Here is a 16,556-nt window from a genome sequence, read left to right on the forward strand (position 1 = left end):
ATCTGGATCAGTGCTCGATGTGTGCGACCCGATAATTAATGCCTGTAGTCGAGATTAGCATACTTTTGGTGACCATGTCAGAGCGGTCCGCTTACGCCCAGGTGGGATGTGTCGCAAACTTCGAACTGAGATTGACGAGAACTCAGGTTTCGCAGTCTGTTCCCGTCGAATAGATTTCGAACAGGTTTAAGTATGATCTCTCTGAAAGGCTGCCACTTCCCCAAGGACGCGGTTCTTTACGCTGTGTATTTCTATTTGCGGTACACAGTGTCGTACCGTGACCTTGAAGAGATCATGGCTGAACGCGGCGTTCAGGTAGACCACGCTACTCTCAATAGGTGGGTTGTTAAGTATTCACCGATGATCGCCGTGAGCGCGCAATCGAAGAAGCGACCAACGCTGAATTCCTGGCGCATGGACGAGACGTATGTTCGGGTTCGCGGCAATTGGATGTACCTCTATCGGGCCGTCGACAAAGCTGGAAATACCCTTGATTTCATGCTGTCTGAGCGCAGGAACCGCCCAGCGGCAGCCAGGTTCTTTGCCAAAGCTCTGTCTTCTAATGGAATTCCAGACAAGATCGTCATCGATAAAAGTGGAGCCAACGCGGCAGGCATTCGAGAAGTGAACAAGATCCTTAATCGGTTTGGCTGCTCTGCCAAAATCCAAACAGTCAGGTCCAAGTATTTGAACAACTTGATCGAGCAGGATCATAGGTTCATCAAGCGTCGCATGCGGCATATGTGCGGGTTCAAGTCGTTCAGATCCGCCTCGGCTACACTGGACGGCATTGAGGTCGCCAACATGATCCGAAAGCAGCAATTCCCAACCACCACGACCTCGGGCTTTCGGCTATTTGCCGAGATTGCAGGATAGGTGTGTCCAGTAAGTCGCTGGCGGTGGCCGCTCCAAAAGTTTGCGACACAACCGAGTTTGCGCATCACTAGGATCGACCAAGAGGGAATAGTCTTGTTCCAGCGCGCCGCCAAACTTGACATTGGTTTCTTTCAGAAGCGGACCAGCGACTACTCTTGTGACGGCATCCTGAAGCTCCTGCAGCAGTTGCTTTTGTTTTTTGCCGGAAAGGGCAGGGTGCTCGGGGTCACGTTCGCCCTCGAATCCAAGCCGCGCTCGGTCGAGTGACAGATCCACGTCTTCCGAGAACCGATGGATGATGTCATAGGCATTGGATAGCGATGTCCCACCCTTGAAGATCATGTGAGTGCCAAAAGAGGGCAGGGCGAATAGATGTTTCAGCGACCAGCAGACCCAGAAATCCTTCTCAACGATTGCCTTGGACATACCAAGCTTTGCGGCCGTTTCCTGAAACGCTTCTTCACGGTTCTTCGGAGTATCGTTGGCAAACTGGTCCAAGATCAGACCCGTGCCACGATTTGCTGCACTACCGGGTGCATCCAGGCCGGTACATATCTACTTTGTATTGCGAGCAATGCGCGGTCCTTAATATCCAGATTGCGGGCCAGCGTGTCGACAACACAGCTATCCACCCGGTTTTTGCCAACATAGCGTAACGCCTGAAATACGGCGCCGGTTTTTTGGCCTGCACCAACTAGCGTTTTGGATGATGCATTTCGAAACTGGATGACTTGTCGACCAACTGTCTTGGTGCGGGTCGGGCCGTCGGTCATATAGGTCGGCTTGGACGGCACTTGGGTCGACAGCCCCAACTGGTTGGCTGCCATGGCAGGGGAGGGCTGTAGAACCTGATTGTCTTTGCGTGCAATCGCTTTGGCAATGTCATCGGCTGACGGAGACAACAGCCCTAATCGGGCGCTCTTTCTCGGATAGTCATAAAGCCCACGCGTTAACCGTCGGATCATCCCTTGATCCGCCAAACGCGACAATGCCTGATCCACGCTTGCGCGGGAGCCGATATCCAGAAAGTCCAATGGCGCAAAGATTGCCCCCCGGCCTTTTCCGATGATGCGTTGTCTAATCGATGAAGTGATCATAGCTTTCTCCTTGTCAGAAAATATAGTACTTTTTTCTGACTTTCAAGTTTGGAGAGTACCGAGGTGACTTTGTAATTGGGCGGAAAGCGGTCGTTCTCCGCAGGCGCAAGTTTGAGGGCCTTTTATCGCAGAGCGGTCATTTAACTTCCCAGCAGTTCACAAAGCGAACCGCCGCTCAACAAATTGCTACGGATCATACCCATCATTGGCAAAAGGGGGTGGGTCGACCTAAGTCGGTCAAATACTCATTGCGTGGTATATAATTGATGAAAGAATGCACCGATCAGTTGGTTTGCACGATCCGGTGGCAGTGCACGGCCTTCGAACATAAGTTTCGAAGCTTCTTGAGCCAACCGGTGTTCATAATGCGCGGATGCGCAAGGGGGAGTTTTGACGAAAGTTCTGTTGGTGGAAGACAATGAAATGAACAGCGATATGCTGTCGCGCCGGTTGGAACGCAAAGGGTTTCATGTTGTCGTCGCGAAGGACGGGCTGGAAGGCGTGTACATGGCTGGTGAAGAAAGTCCCGACATCATTTTGATGGATATGAGCCTGCCCGAAATTGACGGGTGGGAAGCGACACGGCGTATCAAGGCAGCGCCCGGGACGGCGTCGATCCCGGTGGTGGCCCTGACCGCGCACGCGATGGCCAGTGATCGGGAAAAGGCGCTGAAAGCAGGTTGCGACGACTTCGATACCAAACCCGTTGAGCTGAGCCGTTTGCTGGAAAAGATGGGGAAACTTCTGCCTGCGACCTGAGGAAGAACCGCTCAATCCGCGGACGTTTTGCGTCGGGTGACATAGTAGGTTCTGACCTGACCCTTGCCTTTTATCCTTGTTTCGACAGGTTCAGAAATGTCAAAGCGATGTTCGACCTGTCTGGCGGTGGCCTCGGAAACCTGCACCCGGCCCGGCGCACCGGTCGATTCAAGACGGCTGGCGACATTAACGGTGTCCCCCCAGACATCGTAAAGGAAGCGGTGCGATCCGATGATACCAGCAACCACCGGCCCGGTATGCACGCCGACCCTGATATGCATCGGGTGGTCCCTTTCAAGGTTCAGCGCCTCGACCTGATCCAGCATCCGAAGCGCCATCTCGACGATCACTTCGGCATGATCTGCGCGACCATCCGGCACCCCGGCGGCCACCATATACGCGTCGCCAATCGTCTTTATCTTTTCAACGCCGAGTTCCGTCGCCATTTTATCGAACTCCGAGAAAATCCGGTTCAAGTAGGAAACCACCTGTGCCGGGGCCAGCCTGGCCGACATCTCGGTGAAGCCGACGATATCGGAAAAGAGCACAGTGACGTCGTTGTGGCGGTCGGCGATTGTAGCTTCGCCGTCATTAAGGCGCGCCACGATTTGTTGCGGCAGAATGCTGAGCAGAAGGTCTTTGTACTTTTGCTTTTCCGCTTCCATCATCTCAAGGTACTGGCGTTCGCGCTTTCGCCAGCGTTTTTTCTCCAGCGCGGCGCTGATCCGGGCTTGTAACAGGATCGGGCTGAAGGGTTTGGGCAGGTAATCCTCGGCACCGGCCTCGATGCATCGCGCAACACTTTCGATCTCATCCAGGGCTGAAATCATAATGACGGGGATATCATGAAGGGCGTCATCCTGCTTCAACCGGGCCAGAACGTCGAAGCCGTTAATATCCGGCATCATCAGATCGAGCAGAACCAGATCGAAAGGCTGTCGGGACATTTTCTCCAGAGCGGAATAGCCGCCGTCGGCAGTCCAGACGCGATGCCCGTCCCGCTTTAACCGGCGGGCCAGCAAGTCCCGGTTGGCCTCGGCATCATCGACGACAAGGATGTCGCCGGTTGATCCGGATGTCTCGGCGATTGAAGACAGGGGCTGCATGCTCTGGACCAGATTGGCAAACATCGCGACCGTTTCGCGCGGGGTGTCAGAGATTTCGAGGCCATCACCCGACAAACCCGCGAGCGTATCGATACGTTGCAGCAATGTGCCGGTGTGGTCCAAAAGCCCCAGCAAGTCCGGCTCCAGATGTTCTGCCTTCAGGTCCTCCAGATCCTCCAGCATCATCTCGCTGTAGCCTTTGATCGCATTCATCGGGGTACGCAGGTCGTGACGCAACCGCTTCACGCCTTCATCGCCGCTGACCGTCAGCTTAATCGCCATCTCGGGGTGCAAAAGCTGATCTACCAAGGCGCTCAGTTCCGTCGCCGCCTGAGAAATCCGATCCAGATCCGAAGTGACTTCGTCCAGATTCAACCGCCTGGATTCGCTTTGAAGCATCTCGCAAAACCCGACAATGGCGCTGACCGGAGAGATGAGGTTTTGACGCAAATTGGCCAACCACACGGCCTGTGTGTTTTGAGCTTCGTTTTCGAGGCCGTCATTCACAACTTATGTGTCCCCTGCAGAGACAGGCCGGTGTTTGACCAGAATGTCGTTCAACTGGGCGAGGATGGTCTCAATTTCATCCCCGTCCTTGCTGATCAGCGTCTCGACCGAGCCGCTCAGTCGCGCGCGGTCATCATTGGTCAGGGTCTTCGCGGTGACAACGATGACGGGTATGTCTTTCCAGTTCGGGTTCTTCCTCATTCCCGCCAGAAATTCAAACCCGTCCATCTCGGGCATCATCAGATCCAATAAAATGACGTCCGGAACGGATGCAGAAAGATGCTGAAGGGCGTCCAGCCCGTTGACGGCCTGCTCGATCTGCCAGCCTTCCTTGCCCAGAACCCGGCAGATCATTTCGCGGGTTGCAGCCTCGTCTTCCACGACAAGGGCGCGAGGTGCCGGCCGGGGCGGACAATGCTCTTTCAGCGCATTCAGAAGTGCGACCGTATCGATAGGCTTGCCCAGATATTCGCTGGCACCCAGTGACAACCCGCGCGTGCGGTCTTCTGCGAATGTCAGCATGATCACCGGGATGTCTGCCATGTTCGGATCGTCTTTCAGCTTGGACAACACGGCCCAGCCATCAATCTCGGGCATGAATACGTCCAGCGTGATGGCGTCAGGCCGGAATTTGCGCGCCAGTTCTAATGCTTCGTCACCCTTGGTCGAGGCAAGAACGCGGTATCCTTCCCTGCGCAACCGCCGTCCCAAAAGGTCGTGCACCGTCGGGTCGTCATCGACCAGCAGAACCAGCGGCGCGTTTGAATCGCCGCCCGGATCGTCCCCGAAACAACCTTTTTCCCGCAGCGGGTCTGTAGACGGATCTGTGCAGATACGCGGAAGACGAATGGTGAAGGTTGAACCTTCGCCGAGAGTACTGGCGCAGTGAATGTCACCCCCCAGCTGTTCACAGAAGACCTTGGTGATCGACAGTCCCAGACCGGTACCCCCATAGTTGCGGGTGGTAGAGGAATCCGCCTGAGTGAACGCGTCGAACACCTTGTCGACTTGTTCGGGCGACATGCCGATGCCCTGATCGGCGACTGAAAATTCCAACTGATCCTGCTCCTTGGGTCGCAGAACAGACAGCGTGATTGTCGCGTTTTCCGTAAACTTGCAGGCGTTGGACAACAGGTTGAGCAATGCCTGCCTCACCTTGGTCAGATCGCAGACCATATCCCCGATGTTATCGGCGCACACAATCTTCAGGGCATTGTTGTTTTTTTCGGCCAGCGGTCGCACCGTTGTTGCGACATCGTTGATCATCTGAAAAACGTCGAAAGGTTCCAGATTGAATTCCATTTTGCCAGCTTCGATTTTGGACAGGTCAAGAATGTCATTGATCAATGCAAGCAGGTGTTTCCCGGCGGATTGAATTTTCCGGAGATCGCTCAGGTTTGCCTCGTCATTCTGTTCAATGGATTCCTCGAGCATCAGTTCGCTGTATCCAATGATCGCATTCAGCGGTGTGCGTAGCTCGTGACTCATGTTGGCGAGGAACGTGCTTTTGGTTTTGTTGGCCGTTTCCGCGACATCCTTCGCTACGCGCAGCTCGCTTTCAACTTGTTTCTGGGTGGTAATATCGCGGCCGTAAATATTCGCATAACCGCCTTCCGGAACCGGCCACAGCAACAGGGCATAGATCAGACCACCGGCCTCATACTCGAAATCCTGCCGTTGATCTTCGCGCAAACCCTTGGCGACTCGTTTGCGCCAACCTGTTCCCACACGGTCGCCAACCTTCAGTTGCAGCGCTTTGATCAAGGGCGCGCTTGCCCTGTTGGCATAGACAAGCTTGCCCTGATCGGTGATGCGCAGAACCGGGTTGGGATTCTCTTCGGGAATACGCGCCAATTCGCGCATCCGCTTTTCTGCCTGCTTAAGCTGCGTCACGTCCCGCCCGTAGAGGTTGACGTGCCGGGCGTCTGGCACCGGCCAGAGCAGTAATGCGTAGACCATGCCATCGGCGTGACATTCAAAGTCCTGTCGCTTGTCTTCCTGCAGTCCCTTCCTAACGCGGGCCAACCAGTCCTCGGTGACATCCGCCCCGACTTTCAGGCCCAACGCATCCAGCATGGGATCGCTGGCCTTGTTCGCAAAAAGCAGCTTTCCGTCACTGCTGATACACATCACCGGATTGGGGTTTTCCTCGGGGATCTGGGCAAGCTCGGCGTTGCGTGCTTCGACCTTCTTCAGTTCAGTGACATCGCTGTAGATCGCGACTGTTCCGTTATCGCCGGTCTTGCGCTCGCTGATCTTGATCCACCCGCCGGATGTCCGGCTTTGCATCTGGGTGCCTTCCGGATTGTCGTGACGTTTCAGCCGTTGCGCCAACCATTCTTCTTCTCGTCCGATCGCATCTGCAATCACGTTGAGCGACAGTGCTTTGCGAACGACCTGTTCGAACGTCATCCCCGGTTTCACCAGATCTTCGTGCCCCGGATACAGCATCTTCCGATACGTCTCGTTCGCCAGAACCAAACGGTCGTCGGAATCGTAAAGGGCAAAGCCCTCGGGGATCGTGTCAATGGCATCGACGATCCGGTCCAGCGCGCGTTTCGCTCCATCCGGTTTTGACGCTCGGTGATCGTCGGATTGGTTCATTCTGCGCTCTCCATTTGGCGAGACCGGCAAGTCAGTAAATCATTGTTTTCAGTTGAATTGAAATGCGGGATCAAAACAAGGCTGTTTCGGCTCGTCTCAATTGGTCTTTGGATTGATGTTGACAGAGCCACTATTCTGCCGGGCCCCGTGAGACCAATGGAAATCGCCGAACGGCGGGCTGGGTCGTTCCATCTTTTGCGCACCGCGGCGCGGCGAAAACCATGGAATCGGCAGGATTGGGCCGCGTTCACCGGTTAAGGCCGGCCGCGCGCAAACCCTGTTGATAGCGCTTGTGATCGTCCGATCGCGCGAAGGGATGTGTGCGTTCTGCCAACTGGAGCGAGGCACCGGGGTCCAGACGCTTTAGGTCAAGAACAGCCTGCCTCGCCTCATCCAGCTTGCCGCAAAGGGCATTGTTCACGGCAAGATCAAGATAAGAGCTGCCGCGGTTTGGCTGGGCCCGGATTGACGCCTCGGCCCACTCGATCGCTTCTTCGTGCCGGCCTGCCACAAAGCCGCAGAGTGAGCGAATGGAGTACCACAAAGCCATAAAAGGATCGCGAGGGCTGAGCCTGATCGCGGTCATGATGTTACCGAGTGCTTCCTTGCCGTCGCCCAAATAAACCTGAGCTCTGGCAAGCAAAGCGTGGGCATGGGGGTCGTTGGGGTTTAGGGCTATAGCGTCCCGCAACTTCCTTACGGCGTCCTGATGATGGCCTGAAAACAAATCCGCCGCACCAAGTAAGGCCATCGCATACGCATCGCGGCCATTCATCGAAACCGCCCGTTGCGCCAGACTTACCGCTTCGGCCTTGGAAGCGTCAGGATCATCACTCCAGCCGTTCACGCATTGCATCAGATGCGTAAATGACAAATCCGCCATCCCGAATGAGCTTTGCGGGTCCAACTCGACGGCTTTCATGAGCAGGTTCTGGGCTTCGGCTACGTCTGCTTTTGTGAACTGCGAGATATGCCAATGGGCGCGCGCAGACAATTCCCAGGCATCCATCCGCGGGACCACCTTGCGCCTTGCGCGTTGCATTTCTGCAGTCAGGTATTCAGGTGCGACTGCGCCCACAATTTTCTGCGTGATCTCGTCCTGCAGATCGAAGATGTCTTCAATCACTCCGTCAAATCGATCGGTCCAGACGTAATGGTTTGCAATGGCGTCGATTAGTTTTACCGAGACGCGAACCCTATTGCCGACCCTTCGAACGCTGCCCTCAAGAACGTATTGCACGCCCAGATCGCGGGCAATTTGCTCTGTCCCGATGGCGCGACCCCGGTAGGAAAAGCTCGTATTTCGAGAGATCACGAAGAACCAGTGAAACCGGGACAGCGCGGAAATCACATCTTCGGCGATACCTTCGGCAAAAAAGGTCTGATCCGTGTTTTGGGACACGTTGTCAAAGGCCAAAACCGCAATCGAGGGTCGTTCCGGCACCTCCAAAAGGTACCTCTGTATGGCTGATGCGGACATTCCCCAACCATAGGCGACCAAGGGCTCTGCAATGTTTTTAAGTTTCTGAGAACCGAGACATGTTAAGTGATCCGAAAGCCTGGCATCAAGGCTGCGCCGCGCAGTTTCGGAGATCACCAGCGATCCGGGTTCGGCCAGATCTTGAAGGCGTGCGGCTACGTTGATGCCATCACCATAAACGTCCTCATCGGCAAAACTCACATCGCCGCTGTGCAATCCCATCCTCAACGTGATCCGGGGATCGTCGGTCAGTGCGTTTTGGACAGCCATCGCGCACTCTATGCTATTGACCACGCTGGGAAATTCAACCAGCCAGCCATCCCCCATGCTTTTTATCACCCTGCCGTTATGCGCAACAATTGCCGGAGTAAGAATGTCGTTTCGAAAACGGCGCAGCGCGGTTAATGTGGCAGCTTCATCCTCCCCCATGAGTTTGGAATAGTTTGCCACATCCGCAGCCAGAATAGCGGTCAGCCGTCGTTCAGAGGCATTCGACATGGATGAAGCATAGCCGAAGGGCGGCGTAGAAGAAACTTCAGTAGTTTTGGATAAAACGTTAATGCCTCCGCTCCAATTTCGGCTGCGAACGCCAAGGATGCGATGACAGCGGCTGAAGATCGGGACCACTTCGCCCAACCGACCATATTTGTTGTTTAAGTATGTTTTCATCTATGGTGAGCGCATGCGATCTTTGGACCGGGGGGGCTGCCAAATGACAACGCACACAGGTTACCTGCTGATTGCCGACATTACCGGCTACACTCAGTTTCTGACATCTTCGGAAATGGATCATGCCAATCCCATTCTGCAATCCCTTCTTAGCGTTCTGCTCGAGCAGGTCGGAGACCCGCTGCACTTCTGGAAAACCGAAGGCGATGCCGTTCTGGCCTATTCGACACGACAGGATTTCCCGTCAGGAGAGACATTTCTGACCATTTGCGAAAATCTCTACAACGCGTTCATCCTCAGACGGCAGGATATAATCGCCAACACGACATGTCCGTGCCGGGCATGCGCCAATGTCGGCGGTCTGGACCTCAAGATCATCGCCCATCACGGTCAGTTCGATGAAATGCAACTGGGGCCAACCAAAGACATCTCCGGTGCCGATGTCATTCTTGTTCACAGATTGACCAAGACGGAAGTTGCCGAGCGCACCGGCATTCACAGCTACGCCTTGTTTAGCGAAGCGGCCGCAGAAGCTATGGATATTAGCGATATAATGGAGCCGTTTTCCCAGGAAATAGAACATTTTGGTGAAGTCGGAATGAAGGTCTACGATCTGGCCAAATCATGGGAAAAGATGCGCGCTGATCGCGCGCGCGATTTTCTCGAAGAAGAAGATGGCGTGTGGACTCTGCGCTACCATTTCGATGCGCCCATAGGCCTCGTGTGGGAGGCCCTCGTCGCTCCTGAACACAAGCTGAAATGGATGAACAGCGTCAGCGACATCAAGATGGAGAACCCTTTGGGACGTCTTGGCCCGGGGTCAGGCTATCATTGCGCGCATGAAATGGCCCAGTTCTTTTATCGGGTCACGGATTGGGAACCCTTTGAGTATTTCTCCACCCGCATTCTTGACCCTGCGCGCCCCGATGTCAGCTTTCCCGAGACCTACCATCTGACAGAAACAGATACGGGTACCGAACTGCGCTACACAATGGGTATGGCAACGGATGCAGATGGCACGCGTTCGGAAATTTCCGAACAGGAATGTTCCGCGTTTTTAGCGGAATTCTGGGCGGTGTCTTTTGCGGACATGAATGAGCAACTCAGCCAATCCAAATAGCACCGTGCGGCTTAACGTCGGGCGACAGATCTAGCTGGTAGATAATCCCGGCGCTGCCTGATCAAAGGAGAAGGCTATGAAATGGTACACTCCAGCAGTTGTGCCAAGCAAACAGTGGTGACGTCATCGCGGCACGCAAGCCAAGTTCGGTGGATGCGACCTGCCAGCACAAATCAGTAGATTTGACCGTTAAGCTATCGCCGACACTCTATGCGTCGAAGTTCCAGATGTCGCGCTGTACCTTCCAGCCGTCGTCGCCTTTTCGGAAGTAAAGAACGTACTTCCCAGCAAGTTTTTGCCCTCCCATAGAACCCGTCAGGGTTCCCATAGTAACTGCACAATCTCCGCCGATATGGGCGTCGGTCAAATTGGCCACAACATTACTCAGGCCGCCGTCAATTGCTGCCTGCCAATATTCCCGAATGGCTGTATGACCTGTCATTATCGGCGCACCCGGCGGCATGGCCGCGCCATCTTCAGCATAGGGTGCTGTCGCCTTACTTGCGTCCTTTGCATTGATCCCCTGGATGATAGCCGCGTCGAGTGCTTTTACAGTATCAATATCCGACATTGTTTACTCCCGAGTTTTTTGCTGGTGCCCTCAGGTTATCACAGGAGCTCGGGTTGATGTTCATCTCTGGCGTTCAACCTTGGACGCCGCATCGCCGCAAGTCTGGACCGAGGCCTTAGTGGCTATCTGTTGTCCTCAGTTGGGACAGCATTGGGCAGGATATGTTTCCGCTGTCGCAGTTAGCAGTAAGTTCATTCAGTGCCGCTTCCAGACGTATCAGCTCCTTGATCTTACCACGCACATTGGAGACATGACGTTCTGCCAGTTCCTTCACGGTTTGACAGTCTGCACCGCTGCCTTCTGACAGGTCGAGCAGCGTCTTCGCGTCTGCAAGTGGGAATCCTAAGTCCCGGCACTTTCTCAAAAAACGCAACCTTCCAACATCACGTTGTGAGTAGAGGCGGCGATTGTTGGAGGCGCGCTCGGGTTTTGGCACAATTCCTTCGCGTTCATAATAGCGGATGGTTTCAATACCGACTCCGCTTTGCCGGGAAGCCTCTCCAATCGCAATCATGTGAAATTGTCCTGCTTGATCCTGTAGTGGCTACAGGATTTATACACCACTTGGGTCATCACTGCAAAGCCGTGCCGTGAAGATCAATGGAGAAGAAGGATGCAGAAATACCTTGGCCTCAGTTATTTAGGATCGATGTCAGCCCTTGGTGTGGCGACCTGCTGTGTTCTACCCATGGCAATGATGTTGCTCGGGTTGGGCGGCAGTTGGCTGGCAATATTCGGGAAAATTGCGGGCGCAAGTTTTTTGTACTGACAATATCGACTGCGCTGGTCGCGTTGTCTTGGTCGGTATCGCGTCGACGCGGATCAATTGGGCGGCTGAAATGGTGGCTTGCCGGAAGCACAGCAATGACCGGACTGGCATGGGTCATCGTGTTCAATGAGGCTCGGATCAACGAATACCTGATTATGCAGATGTGAAACTATGACAGAACAAACCGTGGTGCTTGAAAGCACATTGACGTGTCCCAAATGCGGACACACCGAGACAGAGAAAATGCCGACAGACGCCTGCCAGTGGTATTATGAGTGCAAGGCGTGCAGGTCAGTATTGAAGCCACTCGAAGGCGACTGCTGCGTATACTGCTCCTATGCCACCGTTCCGTGCCCGCCAATTCAGATGGGCGATAGTTGTTGTTGAGTAAATGGCAGGTTTGTCGCGCGACGTGTGAGTTCATCAGCCTCAAAATCTCGCACCGGCGGCGAATGTCCGAATAGCGGGCTGCACTTGCAAAAATCTATTGGCACGTTCAGTGACAAATATGGGCCTCCATTTATTACGCATTCTTCAGCGATGACCCAGATGCTGCGCCGTCTCGGACGGCAGGTGTGAGCCCGAAGAAGATGATCAAATATCAATAACTAATGCCGCTCTGGCGCCATTTCCGGGCATTCAGTTCCTGTTCCTGAACTACGTTGCTCGGAACAAATTCGTTGTCTACCATATGTATTGACGCTCGAAATTGGGATCTTTGTGACTATGTCTATTCAGTCAGGCTATCTGCTCATCGCCGATATCACCGGTTACACTGGATACTTGACTCGGTCAGAGTTGGAACACGCCAACCCGATCATCCATTCTTTGCTGGAGGCAATTGTGATGGAATTGAAGGACCCAATGAAGTTGCGGGGCCTCGAGGGTGACGCCGTTCTCGCTTATTCGAGTGGGCCATTCCCTTCCGGCGAAACTTTCCTCAATATATGTGAAAGCCTTTATCGGGCGTTCGCCGAACGCCGTCGGAACATTGTGCAAAACACGACTTGCCCCTGCAACGCATGTCGCAACGTGGCCGATCTCGATCTGAAGATCCTTGCGCATCACGGAAAATTTGAAGAACTGTCGATCGGACCGATGAAGGATATTTCCGGTGCTGACGTCATACTCGTGCATCGAATGGCAAAGACCGATGTGAAGGAGGATACTGGTATCCTCAGCTACGCCCTGTTCTCGGAAGACGCGTTCCGGGCTATGGGCATCGAGTCTGACCTCATGCAATACAGCGCTCAGTTCGAGCACTTTGGTGACGTGCCGATGCGGGTCTACGACCTTGCTGCGGCCTGGCAACGATACCGGGAAGTCGCCGGACCCGTCCGCGTTACCGAAGAGGATGCGGTGCTCACAACCCGGCACTTACTGAAAGCACCTCCGGTAGTGGCTTGGGAAATGCTCACAGATCCGCGGCTCAAGATGCGCTGGATGATGTTGAAAGACGCTTATCGGGAGGGGGATGAATCGCGCACATGGGCCGGCATTCGTTTGCACTGCATTCATGAAGCCGCTCACTTTCAGATGCTGATCGTCGACTGGCACCCATTCGAATATGTAACTGATATCCTTCACAATTCGTCTATTGAGGGTCTTACTAATTTGGAGACCTATGAGTTGGCCCCGGTAGAAGAAGGCACCGAGATCGTGTTTCGTATGGGGCGGCTCACTGATGCCGATGGAATACATCATCCCGAGGAGGAAGCTGCGGTGATCGAATTATTCGAGAACTTTTATCCTGTGGCTTTTGGCATTCTCGACGAGATGGCATTGGAGGCTCGTCAAAAGAGTCAGGAACAGTAAGGATGGATCTTTTGGGGCGACAACGCCGCTAAATGGGCTGAGAGCATCACACGATGCATCGAAGAAGGTAGGACCTTTACGATCGGGGTTGTTCGCTTCAAGCCAGAATGGGCTTGGAGCATTTTAGATGGCCGCAATGGCTTTCACGCGAACCTCGCGGCAATGAGCAGCCACTTCCGCTTTGTTAGGCGGACCGTGATTTCGCGTTGCCTTCGGCTTTGCTCCTGCAGCGAATGGTGGCTATGCGGGCTGCGGCCGCAGCATTGCGACCTGCTGTTGGATGTCCGGATTGGGCCGACCGCGAAGTCGAATTTCAGGGTGTGATCCTAGACTGCCGCTGCGGCTTGGAAATTACTTCACTATGAGTTTTTAGAATAATAGGCGACCAGCCCCCCTGACGTTAAGAGCTTCGGGGAGCTCTTTACTATACAGTACATACTGTATAGTAAATGCGTTATCACAACCTTGGAATCGTGCTATGTCTTCAATAAATCCCCATCGCTGGTGGCTGTTGTTGGTCGTCTCTTCTGGCCTTCTGCTGATCACCCTGGACAATTCAATCCTATACACTGCACTACCAACTCTGGTTCAGGACCTGGGCGCGAGCCAAAGTCAGTTGCTTTGGATCATTAACGCATACCCACTCGTAATGGCTGGGCTTTTGCTGGGCGCGGGTACACTCGGAGACCGCGTTGGTCACCGGCGAATCTTTCTTATTGGCTTGGTCGTTTTCGGGACTGCAAGCACCGTGGCAGCCTTTTCGCCATCACCGGAAATCTTGATTTCTGCCAGAGGGCTCTTGGCAGTCGGAGCAGCGATGATGATGCCGGCAACGCTTGCGCTCATCCGAGTCACTTTCGATGATCAGCGCGAACAGAACCTCGCCTATGCGATTTGGGGAATGTTGGCGATCGTTGGGTCCGCTCTCGGTCCCATCCTCGGAGGCTTTCTACTTGGCCATTTCTGGTGGGGTTCGGTTTTTCTGATCAACGTACCGGTTGTTGTGGCGGCGTTTGTCGGTACCTTGCTGGTAGCCCCTCGCGTAGAGCCTGATCCATCTAAAACGTGGGATTTTGTTTCCTCGGCCCAAGCCATGGTCATGCTTGCCGGATTTGTTGTTGCGATCAAAGAACTCACTCAGGGAAAGAACATCGAATTCGGCCTGGCGGCTATTGCTGTTTCGGTGCTGGCTGCAATTCTCTTTGTCCGCAGACAAAAACGCCTCACATATCCGCTGCTTGATTTCTCGGTGTTCAAGAACCCCGCTTTGATGTCAGGCGTTTTGGCAGCTGCCTTTGCTCTGTTCGCAATCGCGGGAATTCAGTTGACGACAACTCAGCGATTCCAAATCGTTGAGGGTTTTACCCCGATCCAGGCTGGATATCTTGTGTCAATCATCGCCATTTCCTGCATCCCTCTTAGCCTGATTGGCGGTGCCTATCTACATCGCATCGGCCTTCGGATCTTGATTGCCGGTGGTCTGGCAACATGCTCGGTTGCAGCTGTCATCACTGCTATTGGGTTTGGGATCGGCTTGCCGTGGCTGATTTGCGGGTTGGTCATCATGGGCTTCGGAGTCGGTGCCGCGTTGTCCGTTGCGTCTACAGCAATCCTTGGTAACGCCCCGATTGAACGCGCAGGGATGGCTGGTGCCGTCGAAGAAGTGTCCTACGAACTTGGATCGTTGCTTGCCGTCGCACTATTGGGCAGCCTCACTGCAGCGTTGTATTCATTCGGAGCGTCATTTCCGGAGGGGACCCCCGCCGCTGCGAGTGACAGCATTATTGCAGCCTGGTCTATCGCAGAAGGAATGGGCGCAGATGGGCAGGAGATTTTTGCTGAAGCTGCTCGCGCATTCGATCAGGCTTATGTAATGGTGCTTTATGTCATCGCAGGTGTTTTGGCGATCGGCACTGTGGTGACTGCTATGCTGTTGCGGGACTATGGTATTGGGTCTTCGTCAACGATCCATGATTGGGGTGACGGAGATTGGGGTGACGAAGAATGGGAAAGCTAGGGACTGGAGGCTCTGATCCTTGCGAAGTAGTAAACGGGCGTTAATTCTCGACGCTATCGTTGATTTGATCGAAGAGGGCGGCATCAAAGCAATCACCTATGATGCCGTCTCTGAAAAAACACAGATTACCCGCGGTGGATTGCTCTATCATTTTCCATCGCGGGATGATCTTGTCTATGCGGTTCACGAGCAGATCAGTGAGCGGTGGAATCAAACGATGGTCGACGCACTTGAAGATGCGTCACACACACCGTCTGCGAAAGAAAAAACCCTGGCCTATGCCACGGGTGCCACGACCGCTAATCGTGTTGAAATGCTTCTACTCATGGAAAGCGCCATGGATGAAGCCGTTCAGAAGTTGTGGCAGGACGTTCTCGATCGCTGGGCTCCCGATATGCCCGACTCTGAGGATGACAGGGCCATGGCGTTGTTTTTGGTGCGATTGGCTGCGGATGGGCTTTGGGTTAGCGAAGCTCTTTCGTCAAAGCCATTGCCGCAAGCTGTGAAGGACGGCGTTCTTCGACGGCTTAAGAAAATGGTTTCTGAAATTCCAGAGTAGCAAGCCATTTTGGCTAGGTTTGGTGGAGCGTAATCCCACTCCTTCTCTGAATTCGAAAACAGCACGCGGACGTAGTCTGGAGCCTGTGATCAGCCAGTCACTACCCACCCGTCAAGTTCTTTAGCGCTAAATCCAACGCGATTCCGATCTTGGTAAAGCCTGAGGGACGAATTTGTCCGCTTGGACCTACTAGGGTTGGAACATAAGGTATGCGTTGCCTAGTGAGCCTGTACATGACCGCCAGCAAGATGACGGCCTGTCTCAGATCGACCGATGGGACTTGAATTTGGCAAAAGTCTACTCGTCTGCCGCAGCTAAATCTGATTACGCTCGTGCTGTACTAGGAACCACACCGCTTCAATTGTTTGGACGAGGCGATGCGGTTCAAAACGCTGTCGATGACCATATCGGTGATGTCTTATTGATGCAGATTGGCGAGGCTATTGGATTGCCGTTGGATATCGGACCAGACATGGCTCTGCATCTTTGGATCAAACCTGAAGATCTAAAATCTGGGTGCTTTGATCACGTCGAATCAACTATCGAAATGACTTAGACAATCGGATTAAGGCGCGATATGCAGAGAAGCTGACATCGATGCAACCAG

The 16,556-nt window shown here is 54.0% G+C and carries 16 protein-coding genes; 9 read left to right on the top strand and 7 right to left on the bottom strand.

Going from position 1 to position 16,556, the window contains the following annotated elements; all coding sequences use genetic code 11:
* The first annotated feature begins 192 nt into the window (after positions 1-192).
* Complete coding sequence (locus MHN28_RS22060) at positions 193-876, top strand: IS6 family transposase (RefSeq protein ID WP_239344875.1); 684 nt, start codon at positions 193-195, stop codon at positions 874-876.
* Here MHN28_RS22060 and MHN28_RS22065 read toward each other — a convergent pair.
* Positions 853-1,374, bottom strand: a complete 522-nt coding sequence (locus MHN28_RS22065; RefSeq protein WP_239344877.1) for a nucleotidyl transferase AbiEii/AbiGii toxin family protein — start codon at positions 1,372-1,374, stop codon at positions 853-855. The two genes, MHN28_RS22060 and MHN28_RS22065, sit on opposite strands and share 24 nt — an antisense overlap.
* Before the next feature lie 2 nt (positions 1,375-1,376).
* Positions 1,377-1,973 carry a DUF6088 family protein gene (locus tag MHN28_RS22070; RefSeq protein WP_239344879.1) on the bottom strand — a complete coding sequence of 199 codons (597 nt, stop codon included), beginning with the start codon at positions 1,971-1,973 and terminating at the stop codon, positions 1,377-1,379.
* 390 nt (positions 1,974-2,363) lie between these two features.
* Between MHN28_RS22070 and MHN28_RS22075 the strand changes: the two genes are divergently transcribed.
* Entirely contained in the window at positions 2,364-2,732 is a 369-nt protein-coding gene (locus MHN28_RS22075) for a response regulator (RefSeq protein WP_239344881.1), read from the top strand.
* Positions 2,733-2,743: 11 nt separating this feature from the next.
* Here MHN28_RS22075 and MHN28_RS22080 read toward each other — a convergent pair whose 3' ends face one another.
* The 3 genes from MHN28_RS22080 to MHN28_RS22090 all read right to left on the bottom strand — a co-directional run bounded on the left by MHN28_RS22080 (position 2,744) and on the right by MHN28_RS22090 (position 8,927).
* Positions 2,744-4,345: an adenylate/guanylate cyclase domain-containing protein gene (locus MHN28_RS22080; protein WP_239344883.1), complete on the bottom strand. Its 1,602-nt coding sequence runs from the start codon at positions 4,343-4,345 to the stop codon at positions 2,744-2,746.
* A 3-nt stretch (positions 4,346-4,348) separates the two neighbouring features.
* Entirely contained in the window at positions 4,349-6,949 is a 2,601-nt protein-coding gene (locus MHN28_RS22085; RefSeq protein ID WP_239344885.1) for a response regulator, read from the bottom strand.
* Between the two features lie 247 nt (positions 6,950-7,196).
* Positions 7,197-8,927: a tetratricopeptide repeat protein gene (locus tag MHN28_RS22090; RefSeq protein WP_239344887.1), complete on the bottom strand. Its 1,731-nt coding sequence runs from the start codon at positions 8,925-8,927 to the stop codon at positions 7,197-7,199.
* Between the two features lie 214 nt (positions 8,928-9,141).
* Between MHN28_RS22090 and MHN28_RS22095 the strand changes: the two genes are divergently transcribed.
* The gene (locus MHN28_RS22095) at positions 9,142-10,218 is read left to right on the top strand and encodes a DUF2652 domain-containing protein (protein WP_239344889.1); all 1,077 of its coding nucleotides are present in this window, start codon (positions 9,142-9,144) and stop codon (positions 10,216-10,218) included.
* 208 nt (positions 10,219-10,426) lie between these two features.
* On the opposite strand, the gene MHN28_RS22100 is transcribed toward MHN28_RS22095, so the two are convergent.
* A complete protein-coding gene (locus MHN28_RS22100) occupies positions 10,427-10,789 on the bottom strand; it encodes a nuclear transport factor 2 family protein (protein WP_239344891.1) in 363 nt (120 codons plus the stop codon).
* 115 nt (positions 10,790-10,904) lie between these two features.
* On the bottom strand, positions 10,905-11,303 hold the full coding sequence (locus MHN28_RS22105) for a MerR family transcriptional regulator (RefSeq protein ID WP_239344893.1): 399 nt from the start codon (positions 11,301-11,303) through the stop codon (positions 10,905-10,907).
* Positions 11,304-11,389: 86 nt separating this feature from the next.
* Between MHN28_RS22105 and MHN28_RS22110 the strand changes: the two genes are divergently transcribed.
* From MHN28_RS22110 to MHN28_RS22135, 6 genes are all read left to right on the top strand, one after another.
* A complete protein-coding gene (locus MHN28_RS22110) occupies positions 11,390-11,725 on the top strand; it encodes a hypothetical protein (protein WP_239344895.1) in 336 nt (111 codons plus the stop codon).
* A gap of 4 nt (positions 11,726-11,729) precedes the next feature.
* A complete protein-coding gene (locus MHN28_RS22115) occupies positions 11,730-11,945 on the top strand; it encodes a GDCCVxC domain-containing (seleno)protein (protein ID WP_239344897.1) in 216 nt (71 codons plus the stop codon).
* Positions 11,946-12,284: 339 nt separating this feature from the next.
* A complete protein-coding gene (locus MHN28_RS22120; RefSeq protein ID WP_239344899.1) occupies positions 12,285-13,373 on the top strand; it encodes a DUF2652 domain-containing protein in 1,089 nt (362 codons plus the stop codon).
* A 478-nt stretch (positions 13,374-13,851) separates the two neighbouring features.
* On the top strand, positions 13,852-15,390 hold the full coding sequence (locus MHN28_RS22125; RefSeq protein ID WP_239344900.1) for an MFS transporter: 1,539 nt from the start codon (positions 13,852-13,854) through the stop codon (positions 15,388-15,390).
* A gap of 19 nt (positions 15,391-15,409) precedes the next feature.
* Positions 15,410-15,949 carry a TetR/AcrR family transcriptional regulator gene (locus MHN28_RS22130; protein WP_239344902.1) on the top strand — a complete coding sequence of 180 codons (540 nt, stop codon included), beginning with the start codon at positions 15,410-15,412 and terminating at the stop codon, positions 15,947-15,949.
* Positions 15,950-16,235: 286 nt separating this feature from the next.
* Positions 16,236-16,505 carry a DUF1963 domain-containing protein gene (locus tag MHN28_RS22135; RefSeq protein ID WP_239344904.1) on the top strand — a complete coding sequence of 90 codons (270 nt, stop codon included), beginning with the start codon at positions 16,236-16,238 and terminating at the stop codon, positions 16,503-16,505.
* The last annotated feature ends 51 nt before the right edge of the window (positions 16,506-16,556 follow it).

This window comes from Ruegeria sp. Ofav3-42, assembly GCF_022347725.1.
GTDB lineage: Bacteria > Pseudomonadota > Alphaproteobacteria > Rhodobacterales > Rhodobacteraceae > Ruegeria.